Annotated in this window: 14 protein-coding genes and 4 pseudogenes; 12 read left to right on the forward strand and 6 right to left on the reverse strand. The window is 43.1% G+C overall.

Annotated features, from left to right (window positions below; all coding sequences use genetic code 11):
* Window positions 1-12: 12 nt before the first annotated feature.
* The gene (locus tag PRIP_RS10840) at window positions 13-213 is read right to left on the reverse strand and encodes a cold-shock protein (protein WP_036101186.1); all 201 of its coding nucleotides are present in this window, start codon (window positions 211-213) and stop codon (window positions 13-15) included.
* A gap of 248 nt (window positions 214-461) precedes the next feature.
* On the opposite strand from PRIP_RS10840, the gene mntR reads away from it, so the two are divergent.
* From mntR to PRIP_RS10875, 7 genes and pseudogenes are all read left to right on the forward strand, one after another.
* Window positions 462-875, forward strand: a complete 414-nt coding sequence (gene mntR, locus PRIP_RS10845; protein WP_036101187.1) for a transcriptional regulator MntR — start codon at window positions 462-464, stop codon at window positions 873-875.
* Between the two features lie 165 nt (window positions 876-1040).
* Window positions 1041-2720, forward strand: a complete 1680-nt coding sequence (locus tag PRIP_RS10850; RefSeq protein ID WP_036101188.1) for a formate--tetrahydrofolate ligase — start codon at window positions 1041-1043, stop codon at window positions 2718-2720.
* A 107-nt stretch (window positions 2721-2827) separates the two neighbouring features.
* Window positions 2828-4714: an ABC-F family ATP-binding cassette domain-containing protein gene (locus PRIP_RS10855; protein ID WP_036101189.1), complete on the forward strand. Its 1887-nt coding sequence runs from the start codon at window positions 2828-2830 to the stop codon at window positions 4712-4714.
* A 19-nt stretch (window positions 4715-4733) separates the two neighbouring features.
* Window positions 4734-5678 carry a thymidylate synthase gene (locus PRIP_RS10860; protein WP_036101190.1) on the forward strand — a complete coding sequence of 315 codons (945 nt, stop codon included), beginning with the start codon at window positions 4734-4736 and terminating at the stop codon, window positions 5676-5678.
* Window positions 5679-5690: 12 nt separating this feature from the next.
* Window positions 5691-6180, forward strand: a pseudogene (locus tag PRIP_RS10865) (dihydrofolate reductase).
* The gene (locus tag PRIP_RS10870) at window positions 6122-6472 is read left to right on the forward strand and encodes a hypothetical protein (RefSeq protein WP_149023813.1); all 351 of its coding nucleotides are present in this window, start codon (window positions 6122-6124) and stop codon (window positions 6470-6472) included. Before PRIP_RS10865 ends, PRIP_RS10870 begins: the two are co-directional and overlap by 59 nt.
* 148 nt (window positions 6473-6620) lie before the next feature.
* Entirely contained in the window at window positions 6621-7862 is a 1242-nt protein-coding gene (locus PRIP_RS10875) for an MFS transporter (RefSeq protein ID WP_036101192.1), read from the forward strand.
* 52 nt (window positions 7863-7914) lie between these two features.
* On the opposite strand, the gene PRIP_RS10880 is transcribed toward PRIP_RS10875, so the two are convergent.
* Complete coding sequence (locus PRIP_RS10880; protein WP_036101193.1) at window positions 7915-8496, reverse strand: histidine phosphatase family protein; 582 nt, start codon at window positions 8494-8496, stop codon at window positions 7915-7917.
* A gap of 111 nt (window positions 8497-8607) precedes the next feature.
* The gene (locus PRIP_RS10885; RefSeq protein ID WP_036101194.1) at window positions 8608-9981 is read right to left on the reverse strand and encodes an L-cystine transporter; all 1374 of its coding nucleotides are present in this window, start codon (window positions 9979-9981) and stop codon (window positions 8608-8610) included.
* Window positions 9982-10214: 233 nt separating this feature from the next.
* Between PRIP_RS10885 and PRIP_RS10890 the strand changes: the two genes are divergently transcribed.
* Genes PRIP_RS10890 through PRIP_RS10905 form a run of 4 tightly spaced genes read left to right on the forward strand, consistent with a single transcriptional unit; the run spans window position 10215 to window position 12810 of the window.
* Window positions 10215-10520 carry a TIGR04197 family type VII secretion effector gene (locus PRIP_RS10890; protein WP_077912984.1) on the forward strand — a complete coding sequence of 102 codons (306 nt, stop codon included), beginning with the start codon at window positions 10215-10217 and terminating at the stop codon, window positions 10518-10520.
* Between the two features lie 10 nt (window positions 10521-10530).
* Entirely contained in the window at window positions 10531-10893 is a 363-nt protein-coding gene (locus tag PRIP_RS10895) for a DUF3958 family protein (RefSeq protein ID WP_036101195.1), read from the forward strand.
* Window positions 10890-12323: an HNH/ENDO VII family nuclease gene (locus PRIP_RS16335; RefSeq protein WP_052008867.1), complete on the forward strand. Its 1434-nt coding sequence runs from the start codon at window positions 10890-10892 to the stop codon at window positions 12321-12323. Before PRIP_RS10895 ends, PRIP_RS16335 begins: the two co-directional genes overlap by 4 nt.
* 13 nt (window positions 12324-12336) lie before the next feature.
* Window positions 12337-12810, forward strand: coding sequence for an SMI1/KNR4 family protein (locus PRIP_RS10905; protein ID WP_036101196.1), 474 nt, complete (start codon window positions 12337-12339; stop codon window positions 12808-12810).
* A 454-nt stretch (window positions 12811-13264) separates the two neighbouring features.
* On the opposite strand, the pseudogene ppdK reads toward PRIP_RS10905, so the two are convergent.
* The 3 pseudogenes from ppdK to ccpN all read right to left on the reverse strand — a co-directional run bounded on the left by ppdK (window position 13265) and on the right by ccpN (window position 17378).
* Window positions 13265-15902 (reverse strand): annotated as a pseudogene (gene ppdK, locus PRIP_RS10910) (pyruvate, phosphate dikinase).
* 39 nt (window positions 15903-15941) lie between these two features.
* Window positions 15942-16746: pseudogene (locus PRIP_RS10915) on the reverse strand (pyruvate, water dikinase regulatory protein).
* A 13-nt stretch (window positions 16747-16759) separates the two neighbouring features.
* A pseudogene (gene ccpN, locus PRIP_RS10920) lies at window positions 16760-17378 on the reverse strand (transcriptional regulator CcpN).
* Window positions 17379-17527: 149 nt separating this feature from the next.
* Between ccpN and PRIP_RS10925 the strand changes: the two are divergent.
* Window positions 17528-17805: low temperature requirement protein A (locus PRIP_RS10925; RefSeq protein ID WP_036101197.1), on the forward strand; the 278-nt coding region annotated here is incomplete at its 3' end.

A 17805-nucleotide genomic window follows, 5' to 3' on the forward strand; every position in this document is an offset into this window, starting at 1 on the left:
TTTTTTCGTTACTTATACTTTCTCTACGTTAGCCGCTTGTGGTCCTCGATTGCCTTCTACGATTTCAAACGTGACTGTTTGACCTTCATCGAGCGATTTGTATCCATCTCCTTGAATGGCAGTGAAATGAATAAAAATGTCTTCGCCGTCTTCCATCTCCAAGAAACCATACCCTTTTTCATTGTTGAACCATTTAACTCTTCCATTTTGCATGAATAAAAATCCTCCTAAATCTTGGCCAAAAATAAAACTAGCCCGTTTTTGTCATATTGCTTCTCACATGTAAGCAAATACGATACATTCATCATAAACCTACACTTATCGGTGCGTCAAGTTTATTTTTGAAGCGTTTACATGATGGGCACTTTTTTTTGAAAAAAATAACCCTTTACAGAGGCGAATTCTGGCAGGGTGTGGTAGAATGAAATGGTGAAAGAAATCAAGGTTGGAGGAATATGCAAATGCCAACACCAAGCATGGAAGACTATATCGAGAAAATCTATTCATTGATTGAAAATAAAGGTTATGCTCGAGTATCAGATATAGCGGAGGAGCTTCTAGTGCATCCGTCTTCTGTTACAAAAATGGTTCAGAAGCTAGATAAGGATGAATATCTGGTATATGAGAAATATCGAGGCCTCATTTTAACATCGAAAGGAAAAACAGTCGGAAAACGCTTGTTAGAAAGACATGCATTACTGGAATGTTTCCTGAGTGTTATCGGGGTAGAAGAGGCTCATATTTATGAGGATGTAGAAGGAATCGAGCATCATCTAAGTTGGAATTCAATTGATCGAATTGGTGATGTCGTCCAGTTCTTCCAAGAGAATCCGGATGCGCTTGACAAGCTTCAAAGGATACGCAAGAATAAGTAATGGTGAAAGAATTTCCTGTCAGTGCAATGGCTGGATGCGCAATTTTTGTGGCAGATAAGGCTCATCAGTACCAAGCCGGTATTTTTCCCGGCGCAACAAAAAGAAAGCCGTTACATTTGCAGGAGTTTTTTATATATTTGTTACATATTGAAAGGGGAATTTAAAATGGCAAACAAAGTAAAGTCTGACATTGAAATCGCATCAGTAGCAGAAATCAAACCAATCACAGAGGTCGCAGAAGCAATCGGGTTAAGTGTGGAAGAGTTAGAACTGTTCGGTAAATATAAGGCTAAACTAAGCTATGACACGATTCACTCGCTTGTAAACAAAGAAGATGGCAAATTAGTTCTTGTAACCGCTATCAATCCGACGCCAGCTGGTGAAGGAAAGTCAACGGTAACAGTAGGATTAGGGGATGCACTTGCGAAGAAAAGAAAAACAATGATTGCACTTCGGGAGCCCTCGCTTGGGCCAACAATGGGTGTGAAAGGTGGCGCAACCGGTGGTGGTTATGCGCAAGTAATTCCAATGGAAGACATCAACTTGCATTTTACTGGTGATTTCCACGCGATAACAGCGGCAAACAACGCTTTATCAGCATTCATTGATAATCATATGCAACAAGGAAATGAATTACGAATTGATCAACGCCGTATCGTTTGGAAACGCGTTGTCGATTTAAATGATCGTGCTTTGCGTAAAGTCGTTGTAGGGCTAGGTGGACCTGTGCAAGGTGTGCCGCGTGAAGATGGATTTGATATTACGGTTGCATCCGAAATTATGGCAATTATTTGCTTGGCTACAGATTTGAAAGACTTGAAACGCCGCTTAAGTGCTATCGTGATTGGTTATAACTATGATCGCGAACCAGTAACAGTTGGTGAAATGGGTTATGAAGGTGCGCTGACATTGTTGCTAAAAGAAGCATTGAAGCCAAACTTAGTACAGACGTTAGAACATACACCAGCTATTGTGCACGGTGGACCTTTTGCGAATATTGCGCATGGTTGTAATAGTATTTCGGCGACTAAAACTGCACTTAAATTAGCGGATTATGTCGTGACGGAAGCTGGGTTTGGTGCGGATCTTGGCGCAGAGAAGTTTTTAGATATTAAAGTGCCTGCTTTAGATAAAGCGCCTGATTGTGTGGTTATTGTAGCAACGATTCGTGCGCTGAAAATGCACGGCGGGGTTGCAAAAACCGAACTTGGCGAAGAAAACGTGAACGCGTTGATTAAAGGCTTTGCGAATTTGCAAAAACATGTGGATACCGTATCACAATTCGGGTTACCATATGTCATCGCTATTAATAAATTCATTACCGATTCTGACGCCGAAGTTGCGCAATTAGAAGCACTTTGCAAGGAATATGATATCCCGTTCTCACTTACAGAAGTTTGGGAAAATGGTGGTGCTGGTGGAGCAGACCTTGCGGATAAAGTTATTTCTGCAGTGGAAACAGGCCAAGCGAAATATACACGTATGTACGACGATGCTGATTCAATAGAAGATAAATTAGAAGCTATCGTAACAAAAGTATATGGTGGAAGCGGTGTCGAACTTTCTAGTAAGGCGCAAAAACAAATCGCGGAATTCAAGAAGTACGGCTGGGATCGTTACCCAATTTGTATGGCAAAAACGCAGTATTCGTTAACGGATGATCCAATAATGCTCGGTCGTCCAACAGATTTCGTTATCCACATTCGCGAATTCATTCCAAAACTTGGTGCAGGCTTCATCGTTGCTTTAACGGGTGATGTGATGACAATGCCAGGATTACCGAAGAAACCAGCGGCACTAAACATGGACGTCGATGAAAAAGGAAATGCGATGGGGTTATTCTAAAATTTTATAGGTTTATCAGGGCTAGGAAATCTATCGTCGATTTTCCTAGCCTTTTTGTGAGAACTTCGCTAAAATAGAGAAGACATATACGGAATGGATGGGAAATAATGAAACAATTAAAAGTGGAAAATTTGACGAAAACATATGGCGATAAAAGCCTTTTTGAAAATGTGACGTTTGCGATTACGGAAGGTGAGCGGATTGGTGTTATCGGGGTGAATGGAACGGGAAAATCGACGCTGCTTTCGATTATTGCTGGAATAGAAGAAGGCGATAAGGGCGAGATTTCAAAGGCGAAGGATTATACGATTGGATTCTTGGCGCAAGACCCGCTTTTATCAGATGAGCACACGGTTTTAGAAGAAGTTTTTCAAGGAGAGACGCGGGCGCTTCAGGCGGTTCGGCAGTATGAGCAGGTGTTGCTTGAGATGGCGGTGAATCCGGATGATACGGCGCTACATGATCGGTTTACGAAAGCGCAGCATGAGATGGACGCTACGAATGCGTGGGATGTGAACACGGATGCGAAGACGATTTTGGATCGGTTGGGGATTACGGATTTGACGGCGAAAGTCGGGTCTTTGTCTGGTGGTCAGCGCAAACGGGTTGGTCTTGCAAAAGTAATGATTGAGACGCCGGATTTATTGATTTTGGATGAGCCTACGAACCATCTTGATTTTACGTCGATTCGGTTTTTGGAGGATTATTTGAATCGGTTCCGTGGGGCGGTTTTGCTTGTGACGCATGATCGGTATTTCTTGGATCGGGTGACGAATCATATGCTGGAAATTGACCGCGGGACGGCGTATCGGTATGTGGGGAATTACGAGAAGTTCATGGAAGCCAAGGCGATTCGGATGGATAATGAAGCGCGCGAAGGTGAGAAAAATCGGAACTTGTATCGTAAGGAACTGGCGTGGATGCGACGCGGGGCTAAGGCGCGTTCGACGAAACAAAAGGCACGCCAGGATCGGTTTGCCGATTTAGAAGGAAAAGTGAAGACGAAAGCGGATGATGCGGAATTGCAGTTGGATTTTGCGACGTCACGGCTTGGAAAGCAAGTTTTTACGTTGGATCATGTGGAGAAGCGTTTCGCGCAAAAGCATGTGCTGCAGGATTTCAGTTTAATTATTCAACCGGGAGAACGGATTGGAATCACGGGGAATAATGGGACGGGGAAATCGACGTTACTTAATATGCTAGCTGGGCGGATAGAGCCGGATGCTGGTGAGATTTCAACGGGGCAAACGGTGCGAATTGGTTACTATACGCAGCAAAATGAAGAAATGGACCCAGATCAGCGGATGATTGCGTATTTGCAAGAGGCAGGCGAGACGGTAAAAACATCGGACGGTGAAGTTGTGTCGGTGTCTAATATGTTGGAGCGCTTCTTGTTTCCACCAGTTGCGCACGGGAAGAAGATTGGGAGTTTGTCCGGAGGCGAGAAGCGTCGTTTGTTCTTGCTGAAAATCTTGATGGAACGGCCGAATGTTCTTTTACTGGATGAGCCGACGAATGATTTGGATACGCAGACGTTGACGGTTTTGGAAGATTATTTGGAGACGTTTAACGGCACGGTAATTACGGTAAGCCATGATCGGTATTTCTTGGACAAAATCGCGCAGAAATTGCTAGTTTTCACGGGGATTGGTCAAATCAAGACGTATCTCGGGGAGTATAGTGAATTTTTGGCGACGTTGGACACGAAGAAAGCGAAGCCGAATGTGGCGCCAGTGGTTGAAAAAGCGGAATCAAAGCCGGAGAAACCGAAAGAAAAAGTGAAGCATACGTTTGAAGAAAAGCGGGAATGGGCCGATATTGAGAATGTGATTGAGGCGCAGGAAAGCAAGATTGCGACGCTGCATCAGGATTTAGAGGCCGTTGGTAGTGATTTTACGAAAGCTGGTGAGCTGAATGCAGCACTGGAAGAGGCAGAAGCTGAGCTGGAACGCTTGATGGAACGCTGGGAGTATTTATCGCAGTTTGCGGATTAAGATAAAGGAGGGCACAGGCATGAAACAATATCTCGATTTAGAAAAATTTGTACTGGAAAACGGAACGCAAAAAGGAGATCGGACGGGAACTGGGACGATTAGCACGTTCGGTTATCAAATGCGTTTTGATTTAGCGGAAGGTTTTCCGATGATGACGACAAAGCGTGTGCCGTTTAAGTTGGTCGTGAGTGAATTATTATGGTTTTTGCATGGCGATACGAATATTCGTTATTTGCTAGAACATAATAATAATATTTGGAACGAGTGGGCGTTTGAGCGCTGGGTCGCGAGTTCGGAATACACGGGTCCGGATATGACGGATTTTGGTTTGCGTGCGGAGCAAGATGAAGCGTTTAAGGCTGTTTATTTAGAAGAAATGGCTAGTTTTAAATCGCGGATTTTGGCGGATGACGTTTTTGCGAGTAAGTATGGGGAACTTGGGAATATTTACGGTAAGCAATGGCGAGAATGGCGGACGTCAACGGGCGAGACGATTGATCAGTTGGCGGATTTGATTGAAATGATTAAAACGAATCCGAATTCAAGGCGTCTAATTGTGTCTGCTTGGAATCCAGAAGATGTGCCAACGATGGCGTTACCGCCGTGTCATACGTTGTTCCAATTTTATGTTGCGGATGGGAAGTTGAGCTGTCAGTTGTATCAGCGGAGTGCCGATATTTTTCTTGGTGTGCCGTTTAACATTGCGTCGTACGCATTACTTACGCATTTGATTGCGCGGGAAACGGGACTTGATGTTGGCGAGTTTGTGCATACAATGGGGGATGCGCATTTGTATAATAACCATATCGAACAGGTGAAAGAGCAGTTGTCGCGGACGCCTCGTTCGTTGCCAAAACTTGTTTTGTCAGATCAGCCAGCTTCGATTTTTGATTTTGATGTGGCGGATATTACGCTAGAAGGCTATGATCCGCATCCAGCGATTAAGGCGCCGATTTCGGTTTAAGGAGGACAACGCATGTTAACTTTTATTTGGGCGCAGGACAAGGACGGCTACATCGGCAAGGATAATACGATGCCGTGGCGCTTGCCTGCTGATTTGCAACATTTTAAAAAAAGAGACGGACGGTCATACGATTGTGATGGGGCGCAAAACGTATGAATCGATTGGAAAAGCATTGCCGAATCGAGAAAATCTTGTATTGACCCGCGATCTGAATTATTCGCTAGCAGATGCCAAAGTGGTGCATGATAAAGCGGAAGTGCTAGAAATCGCGCGTGATAAGCAGGTGTATATTACAGGTGGTGCCGAAATTTACCGACTGTTTTTAAAAGACGCAGATGCACTTGTGGTGACGCATGTGGAGGCACATTGTGGTGGAGATACGATTTTTCCAGAATTAGATTGGCAAAATTGGCGTCTCGTGAAGCGCGAAGACGGCGTTCGCGATGAAAAGAATGAGTTGGATTACTGGTACGGCTGGTATGAAAAAAAGGCCCATGCGTGAGGAAAATCCGGCGAAGGAAGTCATGATGCGATTTCATGTGTTGGGATATTTTCTAGTTACTTTTTTATGTATCGGTATTGGCATTATGTTCGGCTTTAATGAACCAGCTAATAATTTAGTGATGATGCTTTTTTCCTTTTTGAAATATATTTTGCTGCTGCTTATCGTTGGCATTATCGGTGTTTGGCGAGCAAAAGAAACAGCGTCGCGCCTCTTTTTTGCTTGGTTTATTATTCTTTTTGTAGCCTATATGGGTTTTCTTATAAGTGTTATTTTGACAAGGACGAGCTGAGAGTGCGTCCTTGTTTATTTTGTCTATTGACGTGCTAGATGTTGTTCAAAATGGCTAATTACAGATTGAGAATTGTGTGTTAATTTAGAAGAATGTATAGAAACAAACGATTGTAATAGCAGCAAGATAAAATAGGGGGCTAGAAACAATGTTTTTCAAACATGCAAAATGGCGAGCGAGTGGTACAGTCTTGGCTTTACTTTGGTTTTGCTGGTTACTTTCTTTTTTAGATCGTATGGTTATTACGGTTGCACTACCTTACATAGCAGAAGATTTCAAGTTAACCTCGACCCACCAAGGGCTGATTATTAGTACCTTTTTCATGGGGTACGCTTTATTTCAAATTCCAGGTGGGATGCTTGCAGACCGATTTGGTTTTCGCAAAATGACAAGTATCGCTGTGGGATTTTGGTCGTTATTTACGATGTTAACCGGCTTAATCTTTTATTATCCACTATTTTTAGGCGTGCGATTTTTCTTCGGATTAGGTGAGGCGCCGCTGCCAGGATCGTCCTACAAGGCAATTGCGACCTATTATCCAAAACGATTGCGTGGCCGGATGACGAGTATTCAGTCGACCGTGAATACACTCGGACCTGCATTTGCCAGCGTTTTAGCAGCTTATTTTATTGGTCTTTTTGGCTGGAGACATCTCTTTGTTTTTCTAGCGATTCCCGGTTTTGTGGTAGCGTTTTTATTCTATCGATTAGTGCGCGATAATCCGAAAGATAATCCGCGGATGAGCGCTGAGGCTTTGCAGGAGCTAGAAGATGATGAACCAGAACTACAAACTGATCAACCAAAAGCCAAAGTTTTAGCCATTTTTAAAAATAGTTTAGTATGGAAAGCCGGACTGGTGTGGTTTTTCTTTGATCTTACCTTTTGGGGCTTCACGTCTTGGCTCCCGTCGTACTTAATGAACGCGCGTGGCTTGAGCCTGCAGGCGACAGGGTTTTATAATGCGTTGCCATACTTAGTTGGAACCGTTGCGATGCTAGTCGGTGGTGCGATGTCGGATCGTTTTAAGAATCAGCGTCGTTTCATTTTTGCCGTAGCGATTTTAGTGGCAGCAGCGTCACTTGCTCTTATTATCAAAGTCCCGTCGATGGAGCTAGCCTTGTTATTGCAATGCGTTACAGCATTATTCCTCTTTTTATCACAAGGTATCTTCTGGGGAATCGTGGTCGATATTTTGCCAACCGACCAAATGGCTACAGGCTCATCCGTCGTCAACTGCCTCGGCTCCATCGCAGGCGTTATTTCACCAATCGTCATTGGAAAACTGCTGGATATTTCAGGCGGTTCTTACGCGACTACCTTCACGTATTTAGCGATTTGCCTTGTGTTAGCAGGGATTATTGTTCCAACATTACGAACAAAAACGACATAAGAAAACCGTAAGAATGTAGGGCACAGACGCCGCACGTTCTTACGGTTTTTCATTAGGTTAATTTTTCAAAATCATGATTAATAAAATCCACAAGTGTAAACTGGCCATCTTCATACTCAAATTGCAAAATGCAACAGTTTTTCAGGCCGCTAATTTTACCGATTTTGCTTGTACCTTCCCAATGTCTGGCTAACTGTGCACAGGAGGCTCCATGGGAAACAGCAAGGACAATATCGTGGTCTTCTTGTGACATCATATCCTCCATTGTTGTAAGAAGTCGTGCGCGGAAATCCATCTCTTTCTCTCCGCCAAATGTTGCGAAGAAATCACCATAAGGTAGCGGGGGATTTAAGTCTTTACTTTCCCCTTCAAATGTGCCGAAGTTCCATTCTTTCAAGCCCTTTAGACGCTTGTAGGACATACCGGTAATCAGTTCGAGTGTATCGCAAGCTCGCTCTGAGGTGGAACTATAAGCTTTATCGAATACAATATTGTTCGTTCTAAAATACTTGCCTGCAATTTGAGCTTGTTTCACACCAAGTTCTGTCAGTGGTGCGTCGCAAAAACCTTGGATTTTCTTGCGGGCATTAAATAAGGTTTGACCGTGTCGCATGAAGAATAATGTTTTTTTCATCGTTTTCCTCCCTAATTTGCAATATATATCAAGTCTACCACCTTAGAGTTCACTCCAGTCAATTAAAAAGAGATGCAAGCCCAATTTTAGGCACTGCATCTCTTGTCTCATTTAAATTTCTTCTGCTAATGTTTGTTCCTCGTGTTTCAATTCGCCGGTCGCCTTACTTGTGACGATTCCTGCGACCATGCTGTCACTTACGTTTAGCGCTGTACGACCCATGTCGATGAGTGGCTCGATAGAAATCAACACACCAGCAAGACCAATTGGTAAGTTTAATGTTGAGAGTACGATAATTGCGGCAAACGTTGCGCCACCGCCAACACCAGCTACACCAAACGAACTAATCGCTACAACTAGAACGACCGTTAAAATAAATTTCCAAGAAAGCGGGTCAATACCGGCAGCAGGGGCAATCATAATCGCTAACATTGCTGGGTAAATACCGGCACAACCGTTTTGCCCAATCGATAAGCCAAATGATGCTGCAAAGTTAGCAATCCCTTCCGGAACACCAAGTTTCTTTTGCGTATCGATGTTTAATGGAATCGCTCCGGCACTTGTTCTTGAAGTGAAGGCAAAAGTCAGCACTGGTAGGGCTTTTTTAATGTAGGTTACTGGGCTTGTACCTGTAAATCCGACAATTACAAGGTGAATAATAAACATAGCAATCAATGCCGCGTAAGAAGCGATAACAAAATTACCAAGTTTTAAAATCGCGGATGTATCACTTAGCGCCACCGTGCTTGTCATAATCGCGAAAACCCCATAAGGCGTTAAACGCAAAATCAATTTCACAATACGTAAAACAATTGCATAAATCGCGTCGACACCTTTGGCAAAAACAGCAGCTTCATCTGGTTGCTTCCGTTGCACACCCAAGAATGCAGCACCGATAAACGCTGCGAAAATCACGACAGCTACGGTAGAAGTTGCACGTGCGCCAGTGAAATCAAGGAATGGATTAGCAGGCAGTAACTCCACGATTTTTTGTGGGAAAGTGAGGTCGCTAATTCCTGCGAATTTATCTTGTAATTCCGTAGCTCGCGCCGCTTCTGTAGCACCTTGAGAAATATTGTTAGCATCTAAGTGGAACACGAGGGCAGCACCAATACCGACAAAAGCCGCAATGGCCGCCGTAATAACAAGTGTACCAATAATCCACATACCAACTTTAGCAATATTTGTTTTTAACTGTAGGCGTGTAAAAGCTGTGACAATCGAAATAAAAATCAGTGGAATGGCAATCATTTGAAGCAGTTTCACGTAACCGCCACCGATAATTCCAAGCCAATCCGTCGTTTGTTTCGTAACATCTGAGGCCGTTCCGTAAATAAATTGCAGCACAAATCCCGCGACAATCCCTACACCAAGCGCAAGCAACACACGTTTAGAAAAGGAAACATGGCGTCGCTGTAAGAACATGAATAGAAAAATAATAAGTGCGGCAACAATTAAGTTAATGACTAAAAAAGTTGTATCCATCTAATAAAATCCTCCCTTTAAACAATGGAATCATAAAAGTTTATAATTCCGATAAGTTTTGTTGGTATTAGATTACATGGAAATGGAAGTTTTGTCAAGAAGAGAAGTTTAAAGATTCCAGCAGATGTTCCGATGGGTTAAATAGAGTGTATTTTCTTTTTCGTATTAGGAGAGGCTGTACACTTAGGGAAATATTGCATATAATAGAAGAATACAGATATGGGAGGGGTTACATGAGCCAAATAAAAAGTAATCTTGGTCAGGTAAATCAGGTGGCGACTTCGATGGGACACGCGACAGATGCGATGCGGCAAGCGGGTTCGAAGCAGGTACAATTGGCGAATCGGACGAGTGTGAAGGTGAGCCAGGATACCAAACAGAGCTCAGATAAAGTGAAGCATTTGATGATACAATTGGGCAAGAGTTTTGGACGGGACGTGGCGCATATTCGCTCGGTCGCGCAGGAATTTGAACGGATGGATCACGAAGTTGGGAACGGGTTTGATTTTTCAGGTACAGCTCCACGTATTGGGAAATGAGGGATGACAGATGAGTGAGAGGGATAGAGAAATAGATCGCTGGAATCAGCGGTTGCAGCATGTCGCGGATGACCAGTATGCGAAGGAAAGGGAAATTCGAAGACAGAAGCAGTTGCTGGATGAAGTGGACGTTATACATAATCGGAACAATCAGTTGTTTCATGCACTTGGTAGCACATGGCATCGTGACCGAGAAATGGCGGTATTTTTGGATACGCAGCAACAGGACTATCAGCGAAAACATTTTCAGGTCGTGGATGGCTTGGAGGAAGAACAAATCAGGCTGGAACGTGAAAAGCGTGCGTTGCTGGAAAAGGAATCGGACTATTATGCGGCTCGTCAAAAAGTAGCGTTAGGCGGTGAGCAGGCATGAGTTTGAATGTCTTTTTAGGTGAAATCGATGCACAATCGGAGAGCATGGTGGCGTCGTATCATGATATGATAGAGGCAATGGAAGGTTTGATGCGTGCGGTGAATGAGTTCGCATTTGACCGGGAGTTGCAGGGAAAGACGTATGACAGCGCCAAACAGTATTTTGCGGCGACATATCGACCATTAGCGCAGGGCATGATATGTTTGTGTGAGGAATTGATACGGCAAAATCAAGCATTTCCACAGAAGTTCCGAGCCGATGTAGCAACGACAGATGTGATAGAGCAAGAGGTGCGCGATCAGATTCGACAATTGGACACTCAGATTCAGGATATTGAAAAGCTGAGCAATAATGTCGTTGGGATGGCGTTAATTACGCCGATATTTGTGGATTTGAAGCAGAAATTGCAGGAGAAGTTAGAGGCATTGTATCAGTTTGATGCGGAAACAGCGACTTTTTTTGACCGCGCCATGGATTTAACAGCGAATATTGTCCAAGGCTTGGCAGAAATCGATAGTGATAAAGCCTTCCAAGCCAAAACGGGAACTTTCCATACGATGGGCTTGAATATGGCATGGCGTTCGGCATTGCAGAAACAATGGGTGGCGCGTGAAGAAGCAATGGCGAAATTGGCAAAAGAGAATGAAACAGCAAGACTAATCAAGACTGCGGAAGAAGGCCCGTTACCTGTGATACCAGAAGGCAATGTAGCGGGATTTGTCACGAGAGATGGGAAGCTAGATGGCAAAGCAACCTATGACAATGCGAAATGGCAACAATCGCATGTATTAGCAGGTATGAAAAATGCGATTTTCTTGATTGATATGGTAGCGCCTATTTTCGATATCTATCGTTGGAAAGTGGGGCTTGATCCAATAACGCAAGAGAAGCTGAGTCCCTTTGAGCAAAATGAAGCAGCAGCATTCACCGCCTTGACCTTCATTCCATTCGGAAAGCTAGGAAAAGCGGCAAAAGCAATCAAAGCGTCGACACGAACTGATGAATTTAAGTTTTTGTTTGAGAGTGTAGATGATCTAGGCGAGTTTAAAAAAGTAGATGGAACGGATGTGTTCAATGACTATTCTCAGGTCAGAATATATTGGAAAACCGATGTCGAGTTCAAAGGCATAAAAGTCTATCAAAGAGATAATGTTATTGATCCTAATAAAGTTGATATGAAAGGTAGAAGTAACCTTCAAAGAATGGAGAAAGGACTTGCTCCACTCGGTTCTGATGGTAATCCGGTAAATCTACATCATATGACTCAAAGAGATGTCAGTTCAATTGCTGAGGTTGAGCAGAGTTTTCATCAAATTAATTCTAAGACAATCCATATAAATCCAAGCTCAGTTCCATCAGGAATTGATAGAAAAGCATTTACAAAATGGAGAGGCGATTATTGGAAAAATAGAGCACTAGATTTCAAATAAAGGAGATTGTATTATGAGCATAGAATCATATAATAAAGCTAAAGAGATAATAGAAGCAAATGAGGAGCTTGTAGATGATTTTGGAGAAATGCAGGAATCCCTTATCATTAAGGCACAAAAGGAATTAGGTGTTGATTTTCCTGACGAGTACAAATACTTTTTATCAGATTTTGGAGCATTGACTTTCGGTTCTATTGAAATTTATGGAGTATTTAAAGAGGACTTTGAAAACTCAGGAGTTCCCGATGCTGTATGGGCTACTCTGAATGAAAGAAAATTAGTAAATATGCCACAGTATTTAGTTGTCATCTATAATACTGGTATGGGAGAATTATTATGTTTGAATTTTAGAGATTTGAATGATAACCAGGAGCCAAAAATTACTTCGTATTTTGCTGGTTTTGATGAATCGGCACAAAAGCATGAAGTCTTATATGAAAGCTTTGGTGATTTTATTTTAGATATGGTTAAAGAAGAGATTCTTTAAAAATTGAATGGGGACTCAATAATGGATTAAATTAATGAGTATGTAGATTTTAGGGCAGTTTAGTCTGCCACTAGAATATATGAGTTGAATATTAGAAAAAACTCTTCACTGCATTAAAATGAGAAAACACTAAGGTCGATTTTGGGGTTTGAACTAGGCTTAGACTGGGGCTAGCTGTTGAATGTAAGGATACCCAGGTGACAGCAGAATATATGCAGAAGGAGTTTTAAAATATAAAAAGGAGAATTTTATGGATACTTTATTTTACACTCCCGGGAGAACCTAATAAAATGTTGATTCAAAAGATACACTAGTTATCCATTTTTCTATTACTGGTGGAAGGCTTTTAAAAAAGGATTTTGGATAGTAAGTAACAAGGACCCCAAAGCTAGATTTCCTAACCTTGGGGTCCTTGTTATTTACAGATAAGGTGTTTTGTCTGCTATATGCGTCACTATATCTTCACTTTTTGCTGTTCCTCCAAAATCGAAGCTTGAGCCGCAGCTATACGCGCAATCGGGATTCGGTAAGGAGAGCAAGAGACGTATTGTAGCCCTAACTTATGGAAAAATTGAATGGAAGCGGGGTCGCCGCCATGTTCGCCGCATACGCCCATTTTTAATGATGGATTTGTCATGCGACCGCGCTGTACGGCTGTTGTGACGAGTGCGCCGACGCCTTTTTTGGTCAATGGCTTGGAAGGGATCGGTAGGCAAAATTTTCTGTTCTTGGTAGGCATATAGGAATTTATTTGCGTCATCTCGCGAGAAGCCGAATGTTAATTGTGTTAAATCATTGGTTCCAAAGCTGAAAAATTGGGCTTCTTCGGCGATTTCGTCTGCTGTTTCGCAAGCGCGTGGAATTTCAATCATGGTGCCAATATCAAAAGGCAATACGAGCTGTTCTTTACGGAAAATTGCTTGGATGGCTTCTTTTAGTTGTTTTTTAATTCGCGCGATTTCTTCTCTGCTCGCCACGAGTGGTACCATGATTTCGGGATAAACGGCAATGCCTTCGTCGTGAATTGCGATGGCGCTCTCGATAATGGCTTCGGCTTGCATCATGTAGATTTCTGGGAACGTGATGGCGAGGCGGCAGCCGCGATGGCCAAGCATTGGGTTTGTTTCGGCTAAATCGTGTACGCGTTGCTTGATTTCATCCGCAGGTTTGCCGATTTCTTGCGCTAATTTTGCAATATCTGCATCGGTTTTTGGTAAAAATTCATGAAGTGGTGGGTCAAGGAGGCGAATATTGACTGGTTTTCCATTGGCAACTCGGAAAATTCCTGCAAAATCGGTTTTCTGCATCGCTTTTAGATGGGAGAGGGCGATTAGGCGCTCTTCTTTTGACTCGGCGATAATCATTTGGCGGACATACGGAATGCGGTCTTCTTGGAAAAACATATGCTCCGTGCGGCACAGGCCAACACCTTCCGCGCCAAAATGAAGTCCAACTTCCAAATCGTTCGGCGAATCTGCATTGACGCGCACGACAAGTTTCTTCGTCTCATTTACCCAGCTCATCAGTTCCTCAAAATGACCACCGATTTCCGTCTCAACAAGCGGGATTTGGTCCACATAAACGTTTCCAGTCGAACCATTTAGTGATAAAAAGTCACCTTCATGTAAAGTCGCCGTCGCACTTTGCAGGGTTTTCTTCGTTTCATCAATCGCGATAGCATCACATCCTGCGACACAGCACTTGCCCATTCCGCGCGCAACTACAGCTGCATGCGAAGTCATACCACCATGTGCCGTCAAAATTGCAACACTTTTCGCCATGCCTTCAATGTCTTCTGGTGATGTTTCATTCCGTACTAATATCACTTTTTCGCCACGTTCAGCAGCAATAACAGCGTCTTCAGCATTAAAATAAATTTGTCCCGTCGCAGCACCCGGTGAAGCAGGAAGTCCCGTCGCAAGCACCGATGCATTGGCAAGACTCGTTTCATCAAAAGAAGGGTGGAGGAGCTGGTCAATTTGCGCCGTGTCAATTCGCATAATCGCGTCCTCTTTCGAAATTTTACCTTCATAAACGAGGTCTGCCGCAATATTAATCGCAGCTTGCGCCGTCCGTTTGCCGTTTCGCGTTTGCAGCACGAACAGTTCACCTTTTTCAATCGTAAATTCAATATCTTGCATATCCAAATAATGTAACTCCAGTAGGGCAGCGACATCCAGCAGTTGTTGATACACATCCGGCATGGTATCCTCCAAATGCGAAATTGGCTCTGGCGTCCTAATCCCCGCGACAACATCCTCACCTTGCGCATTTAATAAATATTCACCGAAAAATACATTGTCACCAGTCGACGGATTCCGCGTAAAAGCAATCCCCGTCCCGCTTGTATCGCCAGTATTCCCAAACACCATCGACTGAATATTGACAGCGGTTCCAAGTTGATTATCTATATGATGCAATCTCCGATAAACAACGGCTCGCGGATTTTCCCAAGAATCAAATACGGCCGTAATCGAAAGTCGGAGTTGTTCTAACGGATTTTGTGGAAATTCCCGTCCGGAAGCGGATACATAAAGTTCTTTATAAACCACGATTAATTCTTGCCAATCGGCAGCAGTGAGCTCGGTGTCTAGCGTATAATTTTTGCGTTCCTTTAAATCATAAAGCGCCTGTTCAAAGCGGTAACCCGGTATGCGGAATACAACATCGCCGAACATCTGAATGAAGCGGCGGTAGCAATCATAACTAGAACGAGCATCTTGCGTCACGCGCTCCAATCCTTGCACCGACTGATCATTCAACCCTAAGTTAAGAATGGTGTCCATCATCCCAGGCATCGAAAAAGGAGCACCCGAGCGAACCGAAATCAGCAGTGGGTTTTCAGCGTCACCGAATTTCTTCCCTGTTTCCTCTTCTAAAATTTCCATGTGCGTCATCATTTCTGTGTAAATGTCATCCGATAAGTATTGGTGGTGCTCATTATAGTCTTTACAAGCCTCAGTCGTAATCGTAAAGCCGGGCGGAACAGGTAGACCGATATTCGTCATTTCCGCTAAATTGGCGCCTTTTCCACCTAGTAAGTACTTCATTTCCTTCGAACCTTCATTAAAATGATACACAAATTTTCTCAAAACGCTCACCTCTATTTTAGATTTTTGTTAAAACAAGGGCTATTTTACTTTTTCGATAATCAGTGCGGCCGTTTCTTCAATGGCTTTATCTTCTACTTCAATAACACGACAACCAAGCTGTTTAAAAATGCGGTAGCCATAGTCGAGTTCTTCTAAAATTCGATTTTCACTTGAGTAACTGCTCGTCTCATCCAAACCAATCGATTTTAGGCGGACTTTACGAATAGCAGCCAATTTTTCAGGACTGTTCGTTAGGCCAATAATACGATTTCTCGGAATTTGTGTCAGTTCGGCAGGAATCGGGATTTCAGGAACGAGTGGGACATTGGCAACTTTGTAATTTTGATTGGCGAGATAACTGCTCAGCGGTGTTTTACTCGTGCGGGAAATACCAACAAGTACGATATCTGCTTCTAAAATACCGCGTGGATCTTTGCAATCATCGTATTTGACAGCGAATTCAATGGCTGCGATACGATCGAAGTAATGTTGATCAAGTCTGCGCATATTGCCGGGATCTTCTTTGGATTTCTGTCCTGTTTTTTGCTCGATGGCGGCGGTTAACTTGGAAACAAGATCAATACACGGCAGGCCATGTTCCGTACAGTAGTCACTTGCGATGATGGCTAGCTTTTTTTTGTACTAACGTTTGCACGATGATCGCGTCTGCATTTTTGGCTTCCCCGAGAATTTCTATTAGCGTTTGGGCATCACGAACGAAGGCGTGACGGCGAATATCGGCGCCACCTTCTAATCTGAATTGGGCGGTTGAAGCACGTATCAAATGTTGCGCTGTTTCTCCGATAGCATCTGAAATAACGTAAATGATGACAGTATCTTTCATTTTTACCTCCGATTTATTCATTTTTAAATGTATCTACAAAAAGTTGCACCAATCGTGTTTTGGAAACTTTTCCAATCGCTTTTTTGTCCTCTACGACTGGTAATGAGTCGATTTGGTGAATGACGAGTTTCTGGGCGGCAAACAGGGTGGAATCTGTGGGTGTAATCGTTAAAATATTAGGCATTCGTGTCATAATAGTAGCAATTGGTGTAGCCTTTTTTATCCGTATCGGCAATCGCGCCCTTTAGTAAATCTTTGCGTGAGACAATCCCGATAAGTTCGGTAGCTTCCACAACGTATAAACTGCCAGTATCCTCAAGAAAAAGCGTAACAATCGCATCATGAATCGACGTTTCCTTTGTTACAAATACAGGCGTGGTCATAATATCAGCGACGGTCAGCTGGCGAATATCTTCATAAATGGTCGGATTCAAATCAAGCCCCGAGTAAAAATAGCCAACTTTCGGTCGCGCATCCAAAATGCCAGTCATCGTCAAAATCGATAAATCAGCACGAATTGTCGCACGCGTCAAGTTCAGGGAGCCAGCAATTTGGTCGCCAGTCGCTGGTTCATTTGCTTTCACAAATTCAATGATTTCTAGCTGTCTTGCGGAGAGTTTTATTACAATCACCTCATCTCAAAATAGTATACGCTATTTATTATATAGTATGGCATAATAGAATGCAAACAATCAATATGACACACTAAAAGGGAATAAAGTGACATACCGAAGCTTATTTCGCTATAATAAGTCTAATAGAGAAGATGGGGGAGAATAATATGCCAAAAAAGGTAACCTGGCTGGAATTGTTTTTTGATTTATTGTTTGTTGGCGCAATTGCTTCGGTGACACATGTGCTGTTACATATCGAACACGGCGTACTCGAATGGAGCATTTTTTGGAAGTTTGTCTTGATGTTTGTGCCGTTATGGTGGGCGTGGACAGGGCAGACATTGTTCATTAATCGTTACGGCAATGACTTGCTACCACAGCGTTTGCTGATTGCTTTGGAAATAATGTTTGTCTTGCTGATGATATCGAGCTTCAATCTTGATTT

It is taken from the genome of Paenilisteria riparia FSL S10-1204, assembly GCF_000525995.1.
Classification (GTDB): Bacteria; Bacillota; Bacilli; order Lactobacillales; family Listeriaceae; genus Listeria_A; species Listeria_A riparia.